At 52.3% G+C, this 21,374-nt stretch carries 16 protein-coding genes; 11 read left to right on the forward strand and 5 right to left on the reverse strand.

Going from position 1 to position 21,374, the window contains the following annotated elements; genetic code table 11:
- Positions 1–34: 34 nt before the first annotated feature.
- Entirely contained in the window at positions 35–652 is a 618-nt protein-coding gene (dmsB, locus tag OGV82_RS17305; protein WP_012132456.1) for a dimethylsulfoxide reductase iron-sulfur subunit DmsB, read from the forward strand.
- Position 653: 1 nt separating this feature from the next.
- Positions 654–1,517 (forward strand): dimethyl sulfoxide reductase anchor subunit family protein, encoded by an 864-nt coding sequence (locus tag OGV82_RS17310; protein ID WP_047457784.1) that lies wholly within the window; start codon positions 654–656, stop codon positions 1,515–1,517.
- 97 nt (positions 1,518–1,614) lie between these two features.
- Here the strand turns inward: OGV82_RS17310 and ycaC are convergent, their stop codons facing one another.
- On the reverse strand, positions 1,615–2,241 hold the full coding sequence (gene ycaC / locus OGV82_RS17315) for an isochorismate family cysteine hydrolase YcaC (RefSeq protein WP_012133028.1): 627 nt from the start codon (positions 2,239–2,241) through the stop codon (positions 1,615–1,617).
- Positions 2,242–2,554: 313 nt separating this feature from the next.
- On the opposite strand from ycaC, the gene OGV82_RS17320 reads away from it, so the two are divergent.
- Complete coding sequence (locus OGV82_RS17320) at positions 2,555–3,703, forward strand: MFS transporter (protein WP_047457781.1); 1,149 nt, start codon at positions 2,555–2,557, stop codon at positions 3,701–3,703.
- A 78-nt stretch (positions 3,704–3,781) separates the two neighbouring features.
- Here the strand turns inward: OGV82_RS17320 and pflA are convergent, their stop codons facing one another.
- The 4 genes from pflA to ycaO all read right to left on the reverse strand — a co-directional run bounded on the left by pflA (position 3,782) and on the right by ycaO (position 10,074).
- Entirely contained in the window at positions 3,782–4,522 is a 741-nt protein-coding gene (gene pflA, locus OGV82_RS17325; RefSeq protein ID WP_024130479.1) for a pyruvate formate lyase 1-activating protein, read from the reverse strand.
- Between the two features lie 191 nt (positions 4,523–4,713).
- Positions 4,714–6,996, reverse strand: a complete 2,283-nt coding sequence (pflB, locus tag OGV82_RS17330; protein ID WP_012133023.1) for a formate C-acetyltransferase — start codon at positions 6,994–6,996, stop codon at positions 4,714–4,716.
- A 51-nt stretch (positions 6,997–7,047) separates the two neighbouring features.
- On the reverse strand, positions 7,048–7,908 hold the full coding sequence (focA, locus tag OGV82_RS17335; RefSeq protein WP_024130478.1) for a formate transporter FocA: 861 nt from the start codon (positions 7,906–7,908) through the stop codon (positions 7,048–7,050).
- A 405-nt stretch (positions 7,909–8,313) separates the two neighbouring features.
- Positions 8,314–10,074, reverse strand: a complete 1,761-nt coding sequence (gene ycaO / locus OGV82_RS17340; protein ID WP_101744348.1) for a 30S ribosomal protein S12 methylthiotransferase accessory factor YcaO — start codon at positions 10,072–10,074, stop codon at positions 8,314–8,316.
- A gap of 409 nt (positions 10,075–10,483) precedes the next feature.
- Between ycaO and serC the strand changes: the two genes are divergently transcribed.
- The 8 genes from serC to lpxK all read left to right on the forward strand — a co-directional run bounded on the left by serC (position 10,484) and on the right by lpxK (position 21,342).
- Positions 10,484–11,572, forward strand: coding sequence for a 3-phosphoserine/phosphohydroxythreonine transaminase (gene serC / locus OGV82_RS17345; RefSeq protein WP_047457777.1), 1,089 nt, complete (start codon positions 10,484–10,486; stop codon positions 11,570–11,572).
- Between the two features lie 70 nt (positions 11,573–11,642).
- The gene (gene aroA / locus OGV82_RS17350; protein WP_047457774.1) at positions 11,643–12,926 is read left to right on the forward strand and encodes a 3-phosphoshikimate 1-carboxyvinyltransferase; all 1,284 of its coding nucleotides are present in this window, start codon (positions 11,643–11,645) and stop codon (positions 12,924–12,926) included.
- A gap of 181 nt (positions 12,927–13,107) precedes the next feature.
- Positions 13,108–13,791 carry a (d)CMP kinase gene (gene cmk, locus OGV82_RS17355; RefSeq protein WP_012133018.1) on the forward strand — a complete coding sequence of 228 codons (684 nt, stop codon included), beginning with the start codon at positions 13,108–13,110 and terminating at the stop codon, positions 13,789–13,791.
- Positions 13,792–13,904: 113 nt separating this feature from the next.
- On the forward strand, positions 13,905–15,578 hold the full coding sequence (rpsA, locus tag OGV82_RS17360) for a 30S ribosomal protein S1 (RefSeq protein ID WP_012133016.1): 1,674 nt from the start codon (positions 13,905–13,907) through the stop codon (positions 15,576–15,578).
- Positions 15,579–15,735: 157 nt separating this feature from the next.
- Positions 15,736–16,020 carry an integration host factor subunit beta gene (gene ihfB / locus OGV82_RS17365; protein WP_000167332.1) on the forward strand — a complete coding sequence of 95 codons (285 nt, stop codon included), beginning with the start codon at positions 15,736–15,738 and terminating at the stop codon, positions 16,018–16,020.
- A gap of 298 nt (positions 16,021–16,318) precedes the next feature.
- Entirely contained in the window at positions 16,319–18,583 is a 2,265-nt protein-coding gene (locus OGV82_RS17370; RefSeq protein WP_101744349.1) for a ComEC family protein, read from the forward strand.
- Positions 18,584–18,619: 36 nt separating this feature from the next.
- Positions 18,620–20,368 (forward strand): lipid A ABC transporter ATP-binding protein/permease MsbA, encoded by a 1,749-nt coding sequence (gene msbA / locus OGV82_RS17375; protein ID WP_012133012.1) that lies wholly within the window; start codon positions 18,620–18,622, stop codon positions 20,366–20,368.
- Positions 20,365–21,342: a tetraacyldisaccharide 4'-kinase gene (lpxK, locus tag OGV82_RS17380; protein WP_101744350.1), complete on the forward strand. Its 978-nt coding sequence runs from the start codon at positions 20,365–20,367 to the stop codon at positions 21,340–21,342. Before msbA ends, lpxK begins: the two co-directional genes overlap by 4 nt.
- The last annotated feature ends 32 nt before the right edge of the window (positions 21,343–21,374 follow it).

Below are 21,374 nucleotides of genomic sequence, written 5' to 3' on the forward strand. Positions count from 1 at the left end.
CTCGTTCAGGTTGAGAAGGTATAAGGAGTAACCGATGACAACCCAATATGGATTTTTTATTGACTCCAGTCGTTGCACCGGTTGCAAAACCTGCGAACTGGCCTGCAAAGACTACAAAGATTTAACCCCGGACGTCAGCTTCCGCCGCATCTATGAATATGCGGGCGGTGACTGGCAGGAGGACAACGGCGTCTGGCACCAGAACGTCTTTGCCTACTATCTTTCCATTTCCTGCAACCACTGCGAAGACCCGGCCTGCACGAAAGTGTGCCCGAGCGGCGCGATGCACAAACGCGAGGACGGTTTTGTGGTGGTGGATGAGGACGTCTGCATCGGCTGTCGCTACTGCCATATGGCCTGCCCGTACGGTGCGCCGCAGTACAACGCCGCCAAAGGCCACATGACCAAATGCGACGGCTGTCATGACCGCGTTGCCGACGGCAAAAAACCGATCTGCGTCGAGTCCTGCCCGCTGCGCGCGCTGGACTTTGGCCCGATAGAAGAGCTGCGGAAGAAACATGGCACGCTGGCGGCCGTTGCGCCGCTGCCGGGTGCGCACTTCACCAGACCGAACATTGTGATTAAACCCAACGCCAACAGCCGCCCGACCGGGGATACCACGGGTTATCTGGCAAATCCGAAGGAGGTGTAAGATGGGAAGTGGATGGCATGAATGGCCGCTGATGATCTTCACGGTTTTTGGTCAGTGCGTGGTCGGCGGTTTTATCGTTCTGGCTCTGGCGCTGATGAAAGGCGAGTTGCGTACCGAATCTCAACAGCGTGTATTGACCTGCATGTTTGCTCTGTGGGTGCTAATGGGAATTGGCTTCATCGCGTCTATGCTGCATCTGGGGTCGCCAATGCGCGCCTTCAATTCGCTGAACCGCGTAGGCTCGTCGGCATTGAGTAATGAAATTGCCAGCGGCTCGCTCTTTTTTGCCGTCGGCGGGATCGGCTGGTTACTGGCGGTGCTGAAAAAGCTCTCTCCGGCGCTGCGTAATCTCTGGCTGGTTGTGACGATCGTGCTGGGTGTTATCTTTGTCTGGATGATGGTGCGCGTGTATAACAGCATTGATACCATACCGACCTGGTACAGCATCTGGACGCCGCTGGGCTTCTTCCTGACGCTGTTTATGGGGGGGCCGTTGCTGGGTTATCTGCTGCTGCGTATTGCGGGCGTCGATGGCTGGGCAATGCGTCTGCTGCCCGTAATTTCTGTTCTCGCACTGGTGGTCAGCGCCATTATGTCAGTGATGCAGGGAGCGGAGCTGGCGACGATTCATAGTTCCATCCAGCAGGCTTCTGCGCTCGTACCGGATTATGGTTCGCTGATGGCCTGGCGTATTGTGGTGCTGGTCGTGGCGCTGTGCTGCTGGATTGTGCCGCAGTTGAAAGGTTATCAACCTGCGGTACCGCTACTGTCGGTGGCGTTTATCCTGCTGCTGGTGGGGGAACTGATTGGTCGCGGCGTATTCTACGGGCTCCATATGACCGTGGGAATGGCGGTGGCGAGTTAATCCATAATATGCCGGATGGCGGCTCGCGCCTTATCAGGCCTACGGATCGTGTAGGCCTGATAAGCGAAGCGCCATCAGGCAATATGTCCCTGGTCTTTTACTTCTGCTTAGTTAACGTGTCGTAGCTGGTCATCAGATTGCGATAATCAGGAATGTGATTAGAGAACAGCGTTGCCAGACCTTCGATATCATTACGCCAGTCGCGGTGTAACTCGCACGCCACGCCAAACCATGTCATTAATTGTGCGCCAGCCTGCGACATGCGATCCCAGGCGGAGTGACGGGTAATTTCATTAAAGGTGCCTGACGCATCGGTCACGACAAACACATCGAACCCTTCTTCAATCGCAGAGAGGGCGGGGAAGGCCACGCACACTTCCGTGACAACCCCCGCAATGATGAGCTGCTTCTTACCTGTCGCCTTAACGGCTTTCACGAAATCTTCATTGTCCCACGCGTTGATGTTTCCGGGGCGTGCAATGTAGGGGGCATCGGGGAACTGTGCTTTCAATTCCGGCACCAATGGCCCGTTTGGCCCCGTTTCGAAACTGGTGGTAAGGATGGTGGGGAGGTTGAAGTATTTGGCTAAATCGCCAAGTGCGAGAACGTTATTTTTGAATTTGTCAGGATCGATGTCTCGTACAAGAGACAGCAGCCCCGCCTGGTGATCAACTAAAAGAACCGCAGCATCATTTTTATCGAGACGAACGTAAGGCTTAGTCATTATCTTCTCCTGATGAGAGTTAGCGTTACATCAAAAGCCATTCCGGTGTGTTGTCTTCCCCAAAAGCATAGACCGGAAAAATGATGTTGCAGGAACCATGAAATTTTTCGACTGAACGAAACGCGGCAGTTTTGTTTTAGGTCAATTAAAACAATAACATGATGTTTATCAGACGCTGCTCTTTCATGCCATGAATCAGTATTTCAAATCGAAGGGCGGGAAAGCGCGTAATGCCGCGATTCGGGTAGATTGACAATGTTTTTGTTGGTGGCATGATGCGCATGAAATTTGAACTTCCTCACGGTTTTTATCCATGTCCATCTATACCCGGCCCGTCATGCTTTTGCTGTGCGGCCTGCTTTTGTTGACCCTGGCGATCGCAGTATTAAATACGCTCGTCCCCTTGTGGCTTGCCCAGGAAAGCCTGGCAACCTGGCAGGTCGGTATGGTCAGTTCGTCCTACTTTACCGGGAATCTGGTTGGGACGTTGCTTACCGGGTATTTAATCAAGCGCCTGGGCTTTAACCGCAGTTACTATATTGCCTCGCTCATTTTTGCGGCGGGTTGCGTAGGGCTGGGCATGATGATTGGTTTCTGGAGCTGGCTGGCCTGGCGCTTTGTTGCCGGCGTGGGCTGCGCCATGATTTGGGTCGTGGTGGAAAGCGCTTTGATGTGCAGCGGAACATCCCGTAATCGTGGGCGGTTGCTGGCTGCGTACATGATGGTCTATTACGTGGGAACGTTTTTGGGGCAACTGCTGGTCAGTAAAGTTTCGACAGAATTAATGAGCGTTCTGCCGTGGGTAACCAGCATGATTCTGGCGGGCATTTTGCCGCTGCTCTTTACCCGTATCCTGAACCAGCAGTCGGAAGAACACGATACGACGCCGATTACGTCAATGCTGAGACTGCGTCAGGCGCGGTTAGGTGTAAACGGGTGCATTATTTCCGGGATTGTACTGGGATCGCTGTATGGCCTGATGCCGCTGTACCTTAATCATCAGGGGATTAGCAATGCGAGCATCGGTTTCTGGATGGCCGTGCTGGTGAGCGCCGGTATTTTAGGCCAATGGCCGATTGGTCGTCTGGCCGATAAGTTTGGTCGTCTTCTGGTGCTGCGTGTACAGGTCTTTGTGGTGATTCTCGGCAGTATTGCCATGCTGACTCAGGCTGCGATGGCGCCCGCCTTATTCATTCTGGGGGCGGCAGGCTTTACGCTCTATCCCGTCGCGATGGCCTGGGCTTGTGAAAAGGTAGAACGTCATCAGCTTGTGGCAATGAACCAGGCGTTGCTGCTCAGCTATACCGTAGGCAGCCTGCTGGGGCCGTCATTTACCGCGATGCTGATGCAGAATTACTCTGATAATTTGTTGTTTATTATGATTGCCAGCGTCTCGTTTGTTTATTTGCTCATGCTGCTGCGCAACGCAGGACATACGCCGACCCCTGTGGCGCACGTTTAATTTATGTGATCAGGTATGAAGTCTGTAGGCCGGATAAGACGCTTTCGCGTCGCCATCCGGCGATACCGACAAAATAACTCAGTACATCACTTTATGACCGTACTGCTCAAGAATACCTTTTACGCGCTCCATGGTTTCTTTCTTCGGCGGTTTAACGCCATCAAGCTTGTATTCTTCGCCCATTGCGACCCATTTGTGTTTGCCTAACTCGTGATAGGGCAGCAGTTCGATTTTTTCAACGTTGCCCATATCGCGGGTGAATTCGCCCAGACGGTGTGCGGAGTCGTCATCGTCAGACCAGCCCGGCACCACAACGTAGCGAATCCAGGTCTTAATGCCCTTTGCGGAGATGTATTTGGCGAACTCCAGCGTGCGATGGTTGGATACGCCAACCAGATTCTGATGAATCTCGTCATTCATCTGCTTCAGGTCAAGCATCACCAGGTCGGTGACTTCCAGCAGTTCATCAATGACCGGATCGTAGCGGCGAACAAAGCCGTTGGTATCAAGACAGGTATGGATGCTTTCTTTCTTACAGGCACGGAACCAGTCGCGAACAAACTCTGCCTGTAAGATCGCTTCGCCGCCGGAAGCCGTTACGCCGCCGCCGGATGCGTTCATAAAGTGGCGGTAGGTGACGACCTCTTTCATCAGATCTTCAACGGTAACTTCTTTGCCGCCATGCGTATCCCAGGTATCGCGGTTATGGCAATACAGGCAGCGCATCAGACAGCCCTGGAAGAACGTAATAAAGCGGATGCCCGGGCCGTCAACGGTGCCACAGGATTCAAAGGAGTGAATGCGACCAATAACTGACATTGCGGTGTTTCTCCAGATGTGGCCCATCCGGGGCCGTGTTAGTGCACAGTTATTAACTGTGTCGAGTCTGTTTTGGCAGTCATCCATTGAGTATAGATAGCTGGCGAAAGAGACTTAGTTGTTAAAAAGGCCCCACTTACGTGGAGCCTTTATTGTACGCTTTTTACAGTACGATTTCAGTCAAAACCCAATTACATGGTCTGAGTGAAGGTACGAGTAATAACGTCCTGCTGTTGTTCTTTCGTCAGGGAGTTAAAACGTACTGCGTAACCTGATACACGGATGGTCAGCTGCGGATATTTTTCCGGGTGTTCCATCGCGTCCAGCAGCATTTCACGGTTCATCACGTTCACGTTCAGGTGCTGACCACCTTCGATGGACGCTTCGTGGTGGAAGTAACCATCCATCAGACCCGCCAGGTTGGTTTTACGTACTTCGTCGTCTTTACCCAGAGCGTTCGGAACGATAGAGAAGGTGTAAGAGATACCATCTTTAGCGTAAGCAAACGGCAGTTTTGCAACGGAGGTCAGAGAGGCAACAGCACCTTTCTGGTCACGGCCGTGCATTGGGTTAGCACCCGGTCCGAATGGCGCGCCAGCACGACGACCGTCTGGGGTGTTACCGGTTTTCTTACCATACACAACGTTAGAAGTGATGGTCAGAACAGACTGAGTCGGGATAGCGCCACGGTAAGTGGTCAGTTTCTGAATTTTCTTCATGAAACGTTCTACCAGGTCAACTGCCATGTCATCAACGCGAGAGTCGTTGTTACCAAACTGCGGGTATTCGCCTTCGATTTCGAAGTCTACAGCCAGGCCGTCTTCGTCACGAATCGGTTTAACTTTCGCATATTTGATTGCAGACAGGGAGTCAGCAGCAACGGACAGACCTGCGATACCACACGCCATGGTGCGGATAACGTCACGGTCGTGCAGCGCCATCAGAGAGGCTTCGTAGCTGTACTTGTCGTGCATGTAGTGGATAACGTTCAGCGCGGTGACATACTGTTTAGCCAGCCAGTCCATGAAGTGATCCATGCGGTCCATCACTTCGTCGAAGTTCAGAACGTCGCCTTTGATCGGTTCAGATTTAGGACCAACCTGCATTTTCAGTTTTTCATCAACGCCGCCGTTGATTGCGTACAGCATGGTTTTCGCCAGGTTTGCACGCGCACCGAAGAACTGCATTTGTTTACCAACAACCATCGGGCTTACGCAGCAAGCAATAGCGTAGTCATCGTTGTTGAAGTCTGGACGCATCAGGTCATCGTTCTCGTATTGCAGAGAAGAGGTGTCGATGGACACTTTAGCGGCGAATTTCTTGAAGTTCAGCGGCAGTTTTTCAGACCACAGAACGGTGATGTTCGGCTCAGGAGACGGACCCATGGTGTACAGGGTGTTCAGGAAGCGGAAGCTGTTTTTGGTAACCAGAGTACGGCCGTCAACGCCCATACCGCCGATAGATTCAGTTGCCCAAATCGGGTCGCCAGAGAACAGTTCATCGTATTCCGGCGTACGCAGGAAGCGAACCATACGCAGTTTCATGACCAGGTGGTCAATCATTTCCTGTGCGTCTTGTTCGGTGATTTTGCCTGCTTTGATATCACGTTCGATGTACGCATCCAGGAAGGTGGATACGCGACCGAAGGACATTGCTGCGCCGTTCTGAGACTTAACAGCGGCCAGGTAGCCGAAGTAGGTCCACTGGATAGCTTCCTGAGCGTTGGTAGCCGGACCAGAGATATCGCAGCCATATTTAGCCGCCATCTCTTTGATCTGACCCAGCGCGCGGTGCTGTTCAGCAATTTCTTCACGCAGACGGATAGTCGCTTCCAGGTTTACGCCGTTTTCCAGGTCAGACTGCAAAGAGACGAACTGGGCGTATTTGTCTTTCATCAGGAAGTCGATACCGTACAGCGCAACGCGACGGTAGTCACCGATGATACGGCCACGGCCATACGCATCCGGCAGACCAGTCAGAACACCGGATTTACGGCAGTTCAGAATGTCTTTGGTATAAACATCGAATACACCCTGGTTGTGGGTTTTGCGGTATTCGGTGAAGATTTTTTTCAGCATCGGGTCCAGCTCGCGATTGTACGCTTTGCAGGAACCTTCAACCATTTTGATACCACCGAACGGGATGATCGCACGTTTCAGCGGAGCTTCAGTTTGCAGACCAACGATTTTCTCAAGCGCTTTATTGATGTAGCCAGCGTCGTGAGAAGTGATGGTAGAAGCAACGGAGGTGTCAAAGTCAACAGGCGCGTGAGTGCGGTTTTCCTGTTTAACGCCTTCCATTACGCTGTCCCACAGTGCAGTGGTCGCATTCGTCGCGCCAGCCAGGAAGGACTCATCACCCTCGTACGGAGTGTAGTTTTTCTGAATGAAGTCACGGACGTTTACTTCATTCTGCCAGTCACCTTTGGTAAAACCTTCCCAGGCTGTGGCTAACTTTTCATTAAGCTCGGACATGTAACACCTACCTTCTTAAGTGGATTTTTTATTTACTGCGTATAACGCTCATCAGCAATGATGATCGTCGCCACGCAGGTAAATGACCCAGTATGTCAACCCGACCAATAAACCGCCGCCGATAATGTTACCGATTGTGACCGGAATCAGGTTATCGGTGATGAAATTCATCACGGTCAGGTGAGAAAAACTTTCCGGACTGGAGCCCACTGCGGCCCAGAATTCCGGTGTGGCGAAGTCACGGATTACAATCCCCATCGGAATCATAAACATGTTTGCGATGCTGTGCTCAAAACCGCTGGCAACAAACATGGCGACGGGCAATACCATGATAAACGCTTTGTCCATCAGGCTACGGCCCGAGTAGCTCATCCACACGGCCAGGCAAACCATTAGGTTAGCCAGGATACCCAGGCAGACAGCTTCAATAAAAGTATGATGCATCTTGTGGTCGGCGGTTTGCAGGACGTTAAGCCCCCATCCGCCGTTGGCGGTCATATACTCGCCGGAAAGCCACATCAACAACACAAAGAGCAGACAACCGATCAGGTTACCAAAATAAACGTTGAGCCAGTTTTTTGCCAGTTGGCCCCATGTGATTCGGCCGCTCGCTTTCGCGACAACAATCAGCACTGTTGATGTGAAAAGATCTGCGCCGCAGATAACACAGAGAATCAGCCCCAGCGAGAAGCAGATGCCTCCAACCAGTTTCGCCATACCAAAAGGCATTGTGCCTGTACCGGTTGTGGCGGTGATATAGAAAACAAAGGCAATGGAAATGAACACACCCGCGGTAATCGCCAGATAGAAAGTCTTCAGCGGATGTTTCGTTGCTTTATAGACACCTGCCTCTTCGGCCACTTTGGCCATTGCAGCAGGGAGTAATAGATCAAAAGGGTTGTCAGCTTTCACACTAACTCTCTCTTTATTAAGTCGGCGACGAGATACTAACAAAGCATTATAGATGAGAATTTGATATAGATCATATCTCGCCTGGCTTATAGGCCCGCAAGATGCGTGGTTTTTACGCGATTGCGGTGTAAATATTTGATTATCCAAATAAAAATAAATTTTAAAAATTATAAAGTGAGTTGAATTTTTTCGCTGAGCCTCCCCGGTGGCAGTTAATTAAAATGGAGTAATTGGCAAATAAAGTAACACCAGCACATTAATATTTGTAATATCAACTACCAATATTTAACCTTGTTATTACATTTATTTTCGTTTGCCAAAAAAATAAAAAAACAGGGCGCATAAAGCGCCCCGTAATATAGCTCAGTCGATTGTTTAAACCTACCTACAGTAGGTTATTCGCTTCTATTTTGACCAGTGAGCGGCCTTGGTGCGCTGCAATTTCTCATAGGCTTTCAGCAGAGACTGATGTGAGGCGAAAGCATGCAGATCGCTATCAACCGCTTGCAGCCCATAAAATGCCGCTTCGCCACTCAGTGCCGCGCTGGCCGCTTCAACAGCTTCGGCGCCATACATCCGAACGAAAGCATTCAGGTATTGCAGCGGTTCGCGGTCTTCTTCCTGCGCCAGAAGCAGCAGCGTTTGCAGACAGCGGTAGTAGTTCGCACGTTCAGCGCTAAAGATGGAGGCGTTGAATTCCATCGTCCACTCTGTCCAGATCAGCGCTTGCTCCAGATCGCCGCCAGCCAGCGCCAGCATTGCTTTAAGCTCACCGATGCGCAGGGTATACCAGCCATTATCCGGGCCTGTCGCCAGGCCAAGTAACTCGCGCACGCGGGTAAAGTCATCAAAGCCTCCTTCATCTAATTGTTCAATCAGATTGAGGTAAGCCTCTTTCTCCCATGCGCTGCCCGGCAGGGCGAGGAGGGTTTCGCGCAGATGGCTGCCCATGCTGTTGTTGGCGAGCCACAGATCTTCTGCCGGATAAATATCAGACATGCCCGGCACAATAATGCGGCAAGCATAAACGCCGAGGTGCTCATAGTCGGCAATATAGACCTCTTTATCTTCCGCATTGAAGATTGCCATCAGCGTGGCGAACTCTTCTTCCGTGGTGCCGGAGAAACTCCAGTCAGCAAACGGGTAGTCGGCATCCTGCTTGAACAGATCCCAGGAGATCAAACCGCTGGAGTCAATGAAGTGCGTCTCAAGGTTGGTGTGTTCAGCCACTTCTTCGTCGTCGAACGTTGGCGGGGTAAAGACATCAAGATCTTTCAGCCCACGGCCTTGCAACAGCTCGGTGACGGTACGCTCCAGCGCAACGCCGAAATCAGGATGCGCGCCGAAGGAGGCGAAGCAGGTGCCGTTGGCCGGGTTGAACAGGACGACGCAGATAACCGGATACTGACCGCCCAGCGAGCCGTCATAAGCGAAGATTGGGAAACCTTCCGCCTCCAGCTTAGCGATGGCCTCTACCACTGCCGGGTAGCGTGCCAGCACATCGGCTGGAATTTCCGGCAGGCTAATGCTTTCGGCGATGATGCGGTTTTTAACATGACGTTCGAACACTTCAGACAAACCCTGCACACGCGCTTCGTTGCGGGTGTTACCGGCCGACATTCCGTTGGAAACGTACAGGTTGCCGATAATGTTCATCGGAATATACACGGTGTGATTATCAGACTGGCGGGTAAACGGCAGGCCGCAGATACCGCGATCTTCGTTACCGGATTGCAGATCGATAAGCATGCTTCCAGCCAGCTCGTTTTCCGGGTCGTAGAACGCGCGCAGACGGTCATCCAGTAACCCTTCCGGCAGGGCGTCGTCATCGGTTAGCGGGAACCATTTTTCATTCGGATAATGCACGAACGGGCCATTGGCGATGGTTTCACCCAGCCAGAAATCGGCGAAGAAATAGTTGGTGGACAGACGCTCAAAATATTCACCCAGCGCGGAAGCCAGCGCGGCTTTTTTGGTTGCGCCTTTGCCGTTGGTAAAGCACAACGCGCACTCTTTGTCGCGAATATGCACAGACCAGACGTTAGGCACCGGATTCAGCCAGGAGGCCTCTTCAATATGAAAACCGAGGTCGAGCAGTTTTTGCTGGAAGCGAGCGATGGAATCTTCCAGGGCGGCGTCTTTGCCGGGGATAAATGTTTGCGTCATGAAAATCACTTTTGTCGTACGGAAAGCGCGCAATGATACGGGTTTTATGTTGACGGCGCTATCGCCGCCGCCCCGGCAGCGTAAATAAAAGTGCGTAGTAGCGTCGTTCCTGTGAATGCCGGGGATCGTCAATGACGCCCGCGCGGCGCAAATCCAGAATGGTCGAAGGCCAGCCGGGTAAAACGGGCTACCTGACAGCGAATCTATCGGTTTTATGTCGTCAATCCGATAGATTCTGTTGTGTGACGTAGCGCGCATTTTTGGCCTGATGAGTTTTACCCATTGCGGCGCGTGTCACTGAATGATAAAACCGATATCCACAGGAATAACTTATACCCAATATCCGTCGTCCTGCCTTGCGCAGACGTCCGGGTGTTGAGGCGATAATAACGCAACGTGGTGAGGGGAAATGGCTCAGGTCTTCAATTTTAGTTCAGGTCCGGCAATGCTACCGGCGGAAGTGCTTAAACTGGCTCAACAGGATCTGCGTGACTGGCACGGTCTTGGTACGTCAGTAATGGAAATTAGCCACCGCGGCAAAGAATTTATCCAGGTCGCAGAGGAAGCGGAACAGGATTTTCGCGATCTCCTTAGCATCCCCTCCAACTACAAAGTATTGTTCTGCCACGGCGGCGGTCGTGGGCAGTTTGCGGGAATTCCGTTAAATATTCTGGGCGATAAAACGTCGGCGGATTACGTTGATGCCGGTTACTGGGCGGCCAGCGCCATCAAAGAAGCGAAAAAATACTGTTCGCCAAACGTGATTGACGCCAAAGTCACGGTTGACGGTCTGCGTGCGGTCAAACCGATGAGCGAGTGGCAGCTTTCTGATAACGCCGCTTACGTTCATTATTGCCCGAACGAAACTATCGACGGCATCGCAATTGATGAAACGCCGAATTTTGGTTCGGATGTCGTTGTAGCTGCGGATTTCTCATCCACAATTCTTTCCGCGCCGCTGGATGTGTCGCGTTATGGCGTGATCTACGCCGGGGCGCAGAAAAACATCGGCCCGGCGGGGCTGACAATTGTGATCGTGCGTGAAGATCTGTTAGGTAAAGCGAACATCGCTTGCCCGTCTATCCTTGATTACACCGTGCTGAACGACAACGACTCGATGTTCAATACCCCGCCGACCTTTGCCTGGTATCTTTCTGGCCTGGTGTTCAAATGGCTGAAAGCGCAGGGCGGCGTTGCGGCGATGAACAAAATCAATCAGCAAAAAGCAGAACTGCTGTATGGCGTGATTGATAACAGTGATTTCTACCGTAACGATGTGGCGAAATCGAATCGTTCACGTATGAATGTGCCTTTCCAGCTAGCGGACAGCGCGCTTGATAAAGTCTTCCTGGAGGAGTCTTTCGCTGCGGGTCTGCATGCGCTGAAAGGCCATCGCGTGGTGGGCGGAATGCGCGCCTCTATCTATAACGCAATGCCGCTTGAAGGCGTGAAGGCGTTGACGGATTTCATGGTCGATTTCGAGCGTCGCCACGGCTAATTCGTTTTCTTTTTTCATCCCCACAGCCAGCCTGTGGGGTTTTTATTTCTGTTTTTGAGAGTTGAGTTTCATGGAATCCCTGACGTTACAACCCATCGCGCGGGTCGATGGCACCATTAATCTGCCTGGCTCCAAGAGTGTTTCGAATCGCGCTTTGTTACTGGCGGCATTAGCAAGCGGCACCACTGTTCTGACAAACCTGCTGGACAGCGATGATGTTCGCCATATGCTGAACGCGCTGAGTGCGTTGGGGGTCAGTTATACCCTTTCCGCCGACCGTACCCGCTGTGAAATTACCGGGCAGGGCGGCGTATTACATGCCGAAGGCGCGCTGGAACTGTTCCTGGGCAATGCGGGAACGGCGATGCGTCCGCTTGCCGCCGCGCTGTGCCTGGGGGCAAATGATATCGTGCTGACCGGTGAGCCTCGCATGAAAGAGCGCCCGATCGGCCATCTGGTCGATGCGCTGCGTCAGGGCGGTGCGAAGATTGATTATCTGGAGCAGGAAAACTATCCGCCTCTGCGTCTGCGCGGCGGTTTTAGCGGCGGTCACGTTGAGGTTGATGGCAGCGTTTCCAGTCAGTTCCTCACCGCGCTGCTGATGACCGCGCCGCTTGCGCCGCAGGATACGACGATCGCAATTAAAGGCGATCTGGTGTCCAAACCGTATATCGACATCACGCTGAACCTGATGAAAACATTCGGCGTTGAGGTTGAGAACCAGAATTACCAGCGTTTTGTGGTGAAAGGGGAGCAGCAGTATCGTTCACCGGGTCAATATCTGGTGGAAGGCGACGCGTCATCCGCTTCTTATTTCCTTGCCGCTGGCGCCATTAAAGGCGGAACGGTAAAAGTGACGGGGATTGGCCGCAACAGTATGCAGGGCGATATCCGCTTTGCCGACGTACTGGAGACGATGGGCGCCACCATCACCTGGGGCGATGACTTCATTGCCTGTACGCGCGGTGAACTGAACGCTGTGGATATGGACATGAACCATATCCCGGATGCGGCGATGACCATCGCCACGGCGGCGTTGTTTGCTAAAGGCACCACCACGCTGCGTAATATCTATAACTGGCGTGTGAAAGAGACTGACCGCCTGTTTGCGATGGCGACGGAACTGCGTAAAGTCGGCGCTGAAGTGGAAGAGGGGAATGATTTCATTCGTATCACGCCACCGGCTCAGTTGCAGTTTGCCGAAATCGGCACCTATAACGATCACCGTATGGCGATGTGTTTCTCGCTGGTCGCGTTGTCGGATACGCCGGTGACGATTCTCGATCCGAAATGTACCGCTAAAACCTTCCCGGATTACTTCGAACAACTGGCGCGTATTAGTACGCCTGCCTGATAAAAGTAAAACATTGTCATCTTTTGGGCTGGCTCTTCGCCAGCCCGCTATAATTGCGCAAATCTTCCTCATCTGATGACAGACAAAATGGGTTTTTGCATACAAAGATAACGATTGTGAGCGTTGGCGCGTATAATGCGCGGCGTTCACGTTAACGGTATGCCTGTTTAAGGAGAAAAAGATGACGGCAATTGCCCCGGTAATTACCATTGATGGCCCAAGCGGTGCAGGTAAAGGCACCTTGTGCAAGGCAATGGCGGAAGCATTGCAATGGCATCTGCTGGACTCGGGCGCGATTTATCGTGTACTGGCGCTGGCGGCCTTACATCATCATGTTGATGTCACCTCTGAAGACGCTCTTGTACCGCTTGCGTCTCATCTGGATGTTCGTTTTGTCTCAACCAATGGCAATCTGGAAGTCATTCTGGAAGGGGAAGATGTGAGCGGGGAAATCCGCACGCAAGAAGTCGCGAACGCGGCATCTCAGGTCGCTGCGTTCCCGCGCGTGCGCGAAGCGCTTTTGCGCCGCCAGCGTGCGTTTCGCGATGCGCCAGGGTTGATTGCCGACGGCCGCGACATGGGAACGGTGGTATTCCCTGATGCGCCAGTAAAAATTTTCCTGGATGCGTCTTCTGAAGAACGCGCTCACCGCCGTATGCTACAGTTGCAGGAGAAGGGCTTTAGTGTTAACTTTGAACGCCTTTTGGCCGAGATAAAGGAACGTGACGACCGCGATCGTAATCGCGCTGTCGCGCCGCTGGTTCCTGCTGCCGATGCTTTAGTTCTGGATTCTACCCGATTAAGCATTGAGCAAGTGATTGAAAAAGCGTTACAATACGCGCGCCAAAAACTGGCACTCGCTTAAGTGCGACCGAATTTTTAGTACCCCCGCTGCAATGGATTGACAGTGGGTATGTGAAACAACCCCATCCGGCATGGAGCCAGGTGGACGTTAAATATGAAACCTGAAGATTAAACATGACTGAATCTTTTGCTCAACTCTTTGAAGAGTCCTTAAAAGAAATCGAAACCCGCCCGGGTTCCATCGTTCGCGGCGTTGTTGTTGCTATTGATAAAGATATCGTACTGGTTGACGCTGGTCTGAAATCTGAATCCGCCATTCCGGCTGAGCAGTTCAAAAACGCCCAGGGCGAACTGGAAATCCAGGTTGGCGACGAAGTTGACGTTGCTCTGGATGCAGTAGAAGACGGCTTCGGCGAAACCCTGCTGTCCCGTGAAAAAGCGAAACGTCACGAAGCCTGGATCACGCTGGAAAAAGCTTACGAAGATGCTGAAACTGTTACCGGTGTTATCAACGGCAAAGTTAAGGGCGGCTTCACTGTTGAGCTGAACGGTATTCGTGCGTTCCTGCCAGGTTCTCTGGTAGACGTTCGTCCGGTGCGCGACACGCTGCACCTGGAAGGCAAAGAGCTTGAATTCAAAGTCATCAAGCTGGATCAGAAGCGCAACAACGTTGTGGTTTCCCGTCGTGCCGTTATCGAATCCGAAAACAGCGCAGAACGCGATCAGCTGCTGGAAAACCTGCAAGAAGGCATGGAAGTTAAAGGTATCGTTAAGAACCTCACTGACTACGGTGCATTCGTTGATCTGGGTGGCGTTGACGGCCTGCTGCACATCACCGACATGGCATGGAAACGCGTTAAGCATCCGAGCGAAATCGTAAACGTTGGCGACGAAATCACTGTTAAAGTGCTGAAGTTCGACCGCGAGCGTACTCGTGTATCTCTGGGCCTGAAACAGCTGGGCGAAGATCCGTGGGTAGCTATCGCTAAGCGTTATCCAGAAGGTACCAAACTGACTGGTCGCGTGACCAACCTGACCGACTACGGCTGCTTCGTTGAAATCGAAGAAGGTGTTGAAGGCCTGGTTCACGTTTCCGAAATGGATTGGACCAACAAAAACATCCACCCGTCCAAAGTTGTTAACGTTGGCGATGTAGTGGAAGTTATGGTTCTGGATATCGACGAAGAACGTCGTCGTATCTCCCTGGGTCTGAAACAGTGTAAATCCAACCCGTGGCAGCAGTTTGCGGAAACCCACAACAAGGGCGACCGTGTTGAAGGTAAAATCAAGTCTATCACTGACTTCGGTATCTTCATCGGCCTGGACGGCGGCATCGACGGCCTGGTTCACCTGTCTGACATCTCCTGGAACGTTGCAGGCGAAGAAGCAGTTCGTGAATACAAAAAAGGCGACGAAATCGCAGCAGTTGTTCTGCAAGTTGACGCAGAGCGTGAGCGTATCTCCCTGGGCGTTAAACAGCTTGCAGAAGATCCGTTCAACAACTGGGTTGCTCTGAACAAGAAAGGCGCTATCGTAACCGGTAAAGTTACTGCTGTTGACGCTAAAGGCGCAACCGTAGAACTGGCTGACGGCGTTGAAGGTTACCTGCGTGCTTCTGAAGCATCCCGTGACCGCGTTGAAGATGCGACTCTGGTTCTGAGCGTTGGCGACGAAGTTGAAGCTAAATTCACCGGCGTTGATCGTAAAAACCGCGCAATCAGCCTGTCTGTTCGTGCGAAAGACGAAGCTGACGAGAAAGATGCAATCGCAACTGTTAACAAACAGGAAGATGCAAACTTCTCCAACAACGCAATGGCTGAAGCTTTCAAAGCAGCTAAAGGCGAGTAATTCTCTGAAACTTCGGGTGTTTTATCCCGAAGTTTGATGAGTTTACTTGACAGATTACAAGATTCGTCCTGTAATCAAGCACTAAGGGCGGCTACGGCCGCCCTTAATCAATGCAACAACAGCAGCAGCCAATTTGCTTACAGGAACCGGAGGAATCATGACCAAGTCAGAATTGATTGAAAGACTTGCAACCCAGCAATCTCACATTCCCGCGAAAGCGGTTGAAGATGCAGTAAAAGAGATGCTGGAACATATGGCCTCGACTCTTGCGCAGGGCGAGCGTATTGAAATCCGCGGTTTCGGCAGCTTTTCTTTGCACTACCGCGCACCTCGTACCGGACGTAACCCGAAGACTGGCGATAAAGTAGAACTGGAAGGAAAGTATGTTCCGCACTTTAAGCCGGGTAAAGAACTGCGCGATCGCGCCAATATTTACGGTTAAGTTTTAACGAAAAACTTGATCCAGAAAAAAGCACCTGAAAGGTGCTTTTTTCATTTCTGCGTTCCGACCGGAAAAGAGACTTCAACCCCACCATCTGGCATAAACCTACGCCTGATGGCGCTACGCTTATCAGATCTACAGATGCGTTCTCGTAGGCGTAACTGGAAAGCCTCTCGCATTTTTATGTGCATCTTGCATTCCCAACGCGAAAACCACGGAATTTGCGCCGAATAACTACAAATTGTCGCCAGACAAACGTTAGCTAAATCTGCACACTTCCTGTAACAGGGAGGTATCTATGAAAATAACAACGGTCAGCGTGTGTGCATTATGCGGAATTCTTCCGCTAATATTCTTACCTGTACTTCCCGGTTCGTTGTGTCTCATTGGCATATTTTGTTTTACCTGCGCGCTGTCCTTTGTTCCATATAAATATACGCAGTACGCCCGCTTGACCCTGCTGTTTTTTCTCTGGGGAATACTTGCTGCAAAGCAAGCCGTCTGGCCGGGTAATACCTTGCCTGGCGCAACACAAGAAGCCGTGGTGCAAATTACGGCGACCGATCATGCCACCACACATTACGGGCAAATTACCCATGTACAGGGGAAACGCCTGTTTCCCTCGGTGGGCGTTGTTCTTTATGGGCAATATTTGCCCGGCGAGGTGTGTGCAGGTCAACGTTGGGCGATGAAACTAAAAGTCCGTGCCGTGCATGGTCAGCTTAATGAGGGGGGATTTGATAGCCAGCGTTATGCGCTCACGCAACATCAGCCTCTGAGCGGCCGGTTTCTGCATGCGACGGTCATCGAATCGTCATGTAGTTTACGCGCGCGTTATCTTGCCTCCCTCAATACCACGCTGGCGCGCTACCCCTGGCAGCAGGTTATCCTGGCATTAGGCATGGGCGAGCGTTTATCAGTATCGCAAGAGGTCAAAAATATTATGCGCGATACTGGTACGGCGCACCTGATGGCCATTTCAGGGTTGCATATCGCCTTTGCCGCACTGCTGGCCGGAGGATTGATTCGTGGCGCGCAATTTTTACTTCCCACCCGGTGGATTCACTGGCAAACGCCGTTAGTGGGAGGGATTGTGTGCGCGACGTTTTATGCCTGGCTCACGGGGTTACAACCCCCCGCGTTGCGTACGGTTGTGGCGTTGGCGGCGTGGGGATTACTGAAGCTGAGCGGTCGGCAATGGAGCGGTTGGGAGGTCTGGTTCTGCTGTCTGGCGGCAATAGTGATTGCCGATCCGATTGCTGTTCTGTCGCAAAGTCTGTGGCTTTCGGCCTTTGCCGTCGCTGCGCTTATTTTCTGGTATCAGTGGTTTCCTGTACCGGCCTGGGCGTTGCCTTGGGCAGGGAAAGTCGCGTTGGACCTCGTTCACTTACAGTTGGGCATTACGCTTCTGCTCTTACCTGTGCAAATAGCGCTTTTTCATGGCGTAAGTGTGACCTCTTTTCTGGCGAATCTGTTTGCTGTTCCTTTGGTTACATTTATCTCTGTACCACTGATACTGGCGGGAATGATCGGCCATTTGATCGGGCCGCTGATGGCTGAAGAAGGCCTCTGGGCGCTGGCTGACGCCTCTCTGGACGTGTTGTTCCGGGCGCTGAAAAGTCTGCCGGAAGGGTGGATTAATATTGATTATCGCTGGCAATACCTGTCTTTGGCTCCCTGGTTAACGCTTATGGCGTGGCGATTGAATGCCTGGCGAACTTACCCGGTGATCTGTTTGTCTGGCGTGTTGCTGCTGAGCTGGCCGTTATGGCGTACGCCGCGCACGGAGGCGTGGCAGGTTCATATGCTGGATGTCGGACAGGGGCTGGCGATGGTTATTGCGCATAACGGGAAAGCGATACTTTATGATACGGGACGCGCCTGGCCGGATGGCGATAGCGCACAGCAGCTCATCATTCCCTGGCTACGCTGGCACAATCTGGAACCTGAGGGGATTATCCTGAGCCATGAACATCTGGATCATCGGGGTGGCCTGTCATCATTACAGAAGGCGTGGCCTTCGCTCTGGATACGAAGCCCATTAGGCTGGAAGGGCCATCTGCCGTGCTTTCGTGCGGAGCAGTGGACGTGGCAGGGGCTATCCTTCAGCGCACACTGGCCGATTAAAGGAAACAGGGAAAAGGGCAACAACCATTCCTGCGTGGTTAAAGTGGATGACGGAAAGCAGAGTATTTTGCTGACGGGCGATATTGAATCTCCGGCTGAACAAAAAATGCTAAGTCGTTATTGGCGGCATTTGCAGGCGACAATCATTCAGGTTCCGCATCATGGCAGTAATACATCGTCGTCATTAGCGTTAATTCAACGGGTTGAGGGCCTGGCCGCGCTGGCGTCGGCATCGCGCTACAACACCTGGCATCTGCCTTCCTGGAAGGTACAACAGCGCTATCAACAACAAGGTTATCAGTGGCTGGATACCCCGCATCAGGGGCAAATTTCGGTGGATTTTTCCCCGCAAGGCTGGCGCATACGAGGTTTACGGGAGCAAATTTTACCTCGTTGGTATCATCAGTGGTTTGGCGTGTCAGAGGATAACGGGTAGAATATGCGGCTATTTCAACAAATGCTGGTTTTTTGAATGCATAACGATAAAGATCTCTCTACGTGGCAGACGTTCCGCCGACTGTGGCCTACCATTGCGCCTTTCAAAACTGGGCTGATCGTGGCGGGTGTCGCGTTGATCCTCAATGCGGCCAGCGATGCTTTTATGTTATCGCTCCTCAAACCATTGCTGGACGATGGTTTTGGTAAAACAGATCGATCGGTGCTGCTTTGGATGCCGCTGGTGGTTATTGGCCTGATGATATTACGTGGTATCACCAGCTATATTTCCAGCTACTGTATTTCATGGGTATCGGGCAAAGTGGTGATGACCATGCGCCGTCGTCTGTTTGGTCATATGATGGGGATGCCTGTTGCATTCTTTGATAAACAATCAACGGGGACACTGCTTTCTCGTATTACCTATGACTCAGAACAGGTTGCGTCATCGTCTTCCGGGGCGTTGATTACGGTCGTGCGTGAAGGTGCATCGATCATCGCTTTGTTTATCATGATGTTCTATAACAGCTGGCAACTGTCGATCATTCTGGTCATTTTGGCGCCTGTTGTGTCTATTGCGATTCGCGTGGTATCGAAGCGTTTTCGTAGCATCAGTAAAAACATGCAGAACACGATGGGGCAGGTGACCACCAGTGCAGAGCAGATGCTGAAAGGCCACAAAGAAGTGCTTATCTTTGGCGGTCAGGAAGTTGAAACGAAGCGTTTTGACAAAGTCAGCAATAAAATGCGTCTGCAAGGGATGAAAATGGTGTCTGCATCATCCATCTCTGATCCGATCATTCAGCTGATCGCGTCTCTGGCGCTGGCCTTTGTTCTCTATGCGGCTAGCTTCCCGAGCGTAATGGACAGCCTGACTGCGGGTACGATTACCGTCGTATTCTCATCAATGATTGCCCTGATGCGTCCTCTGAAATCGCTGACCAACGTCAATGCGCAGTTCCAGCGTGGTATGGCGGCATGCCAGACGCTGTTTGCTATTCTGGATAGCGAGCAAGAGAAAGACGAAGGCAAACGCGTAATTGAACGTTCGACGGGCGATCTGGAATTCCGCAATGTGACCTTTACCTATCCGGGGCGTGAAACGCCTGCGCTGCGCAATATCAATCTGCATATTCCGGCGGGTAAGACGGTTGCACTGGTCGGGCGTTCCGGTTCAGGTAAATCAACCATTGCCAGTCTGATCACGCGCTTCTACGACATCAATGAAGGGAATATCCTGATGGATGGACACGATCTGCGTGAATATACCCTGTCTTCATTGCGTAATCAGGTCGCGCTGGTTTCGCAGAATGTGCACCTGTTTAACGATACGGTTGCGAACAACATCGCCTATGCGCGTACTGAAGAGTACAGCCGCGAGCAAATTGAAGAAGCGGCGCGTATGGCGTATGCCATGGACTTTATCAGCAAGATGGATGACGGTCTGGATACGGTTATCGGCGAGAACGGCGTACTGCTTTCTGGTGGCCAGCGTCAGCGTATCGCGATTGCCCGTGCGTTGCTGCGTGACAGCCCAATCCTGATTCTGGATGAAGCCACCTCTGCGCTGGACACCGAATCCGAACGCGCGATTCAGTCCGCGCTGGATGAGTTGCAGAAAAACCGTACTTCGCTGGTTATCGCGCACCGCCTTTCAACGATTGAACAAGCTGATGAAATTGTCGTGGTGGAAGACGGGATTATTGTTGAGCGTGGAACCCATCGCGAATTGCTGGAGCAGCGCGGGGTGTATTCGCAACTGCATAAAATGCAATTTGGCCAATGATCGCCCGCATCTGGTCTGGTGAATCGCCCCTGTGGCGTCTTTTGCTCCCACTCTCCTGGCTGTATGGCCTGGTGAGTGGGGGGATTCGCCTGTGCTACCGGCTGGGAATTAAACGCGCCTGGCGTGCGCCGGTGCCGGTCGTTGTCGTCGGGAACCTTACGGCGGGGGGCAACGGAAAAACACCGGTCGTTATCTGGCTGGTCGAGCAACTGCAACAGCGCGGCATTCGCGTAGGGGTTGTTTCGCGGGGGTATGGCGGTAAAGCGGCGTCTTATCCGCTGTTGCTTACTCCACAAACGTCCTCTGCGGAAGCGGGCGATGAGCCGGTACTGATCTATCAACGAACCGGCGCGCCTGTTGCTGTCTCGCCGGTTCGCTCAGACGCAGTAAAAGCGATTCTCGCGCGTCACGATGTACAAATTATCGTGACGGATGACGGGCTACAGCATTATCGTCTGGCGCGCGATATTGAAATCGTTGTCATCGACGGCGTGCGTCGGTTTGGCAATGGCTGGTGGCTGCCCGCAGGGCCGATGCGTGAGCGCGCCAGCCGGCTTAAATCGGTAGATGTGGTGATCGTCAACGGCGGCGTTGCCAGACCAGGAGAAATTCCGATGCAGCTGGCGCCAGGGCTGGCGGTCAATTTATGCACCGGTGAGCGCCGTCATGTCGCGGAGTTAAGCAACATTGTCGCGATGGCGGGGATTGGCCATCCTCCACGTTTCTTTGCTACGCTCGAAGCGTGTGGGGCATCGCTACAGAAATGCGTTCCGTTGGCCGATCATCAGTCTCTCGCCTTTAACGATGTGAAGGCGTTAGTAACCGACGGGCAAACGCTGGTCATGACGGAAAAAGATGCCGTTAAATGCCGGGGATTTGCCGAGGACAACTGGTGGTATTTACCTGTAGACGCGCGTTTGTCGGGTGAACAACCTGATGCACTGCTTGAACAACTCATCTCGCTGGCTCGCTAGCACAAATTGATGTGGCGGCAGCGAACGATTCC

Source organism: Citrobacter sp. CK191 (assembly GCF_030333435.1).
In the GTDB taxonomy this organism is placed as follows: domain Bacteria; phylum Pseudomonadota; class Gammaproteobacteria; order Enterobacterales; family Enterobacteriaceae; genus Citrobacter_B; species Citrobacter_B koseri.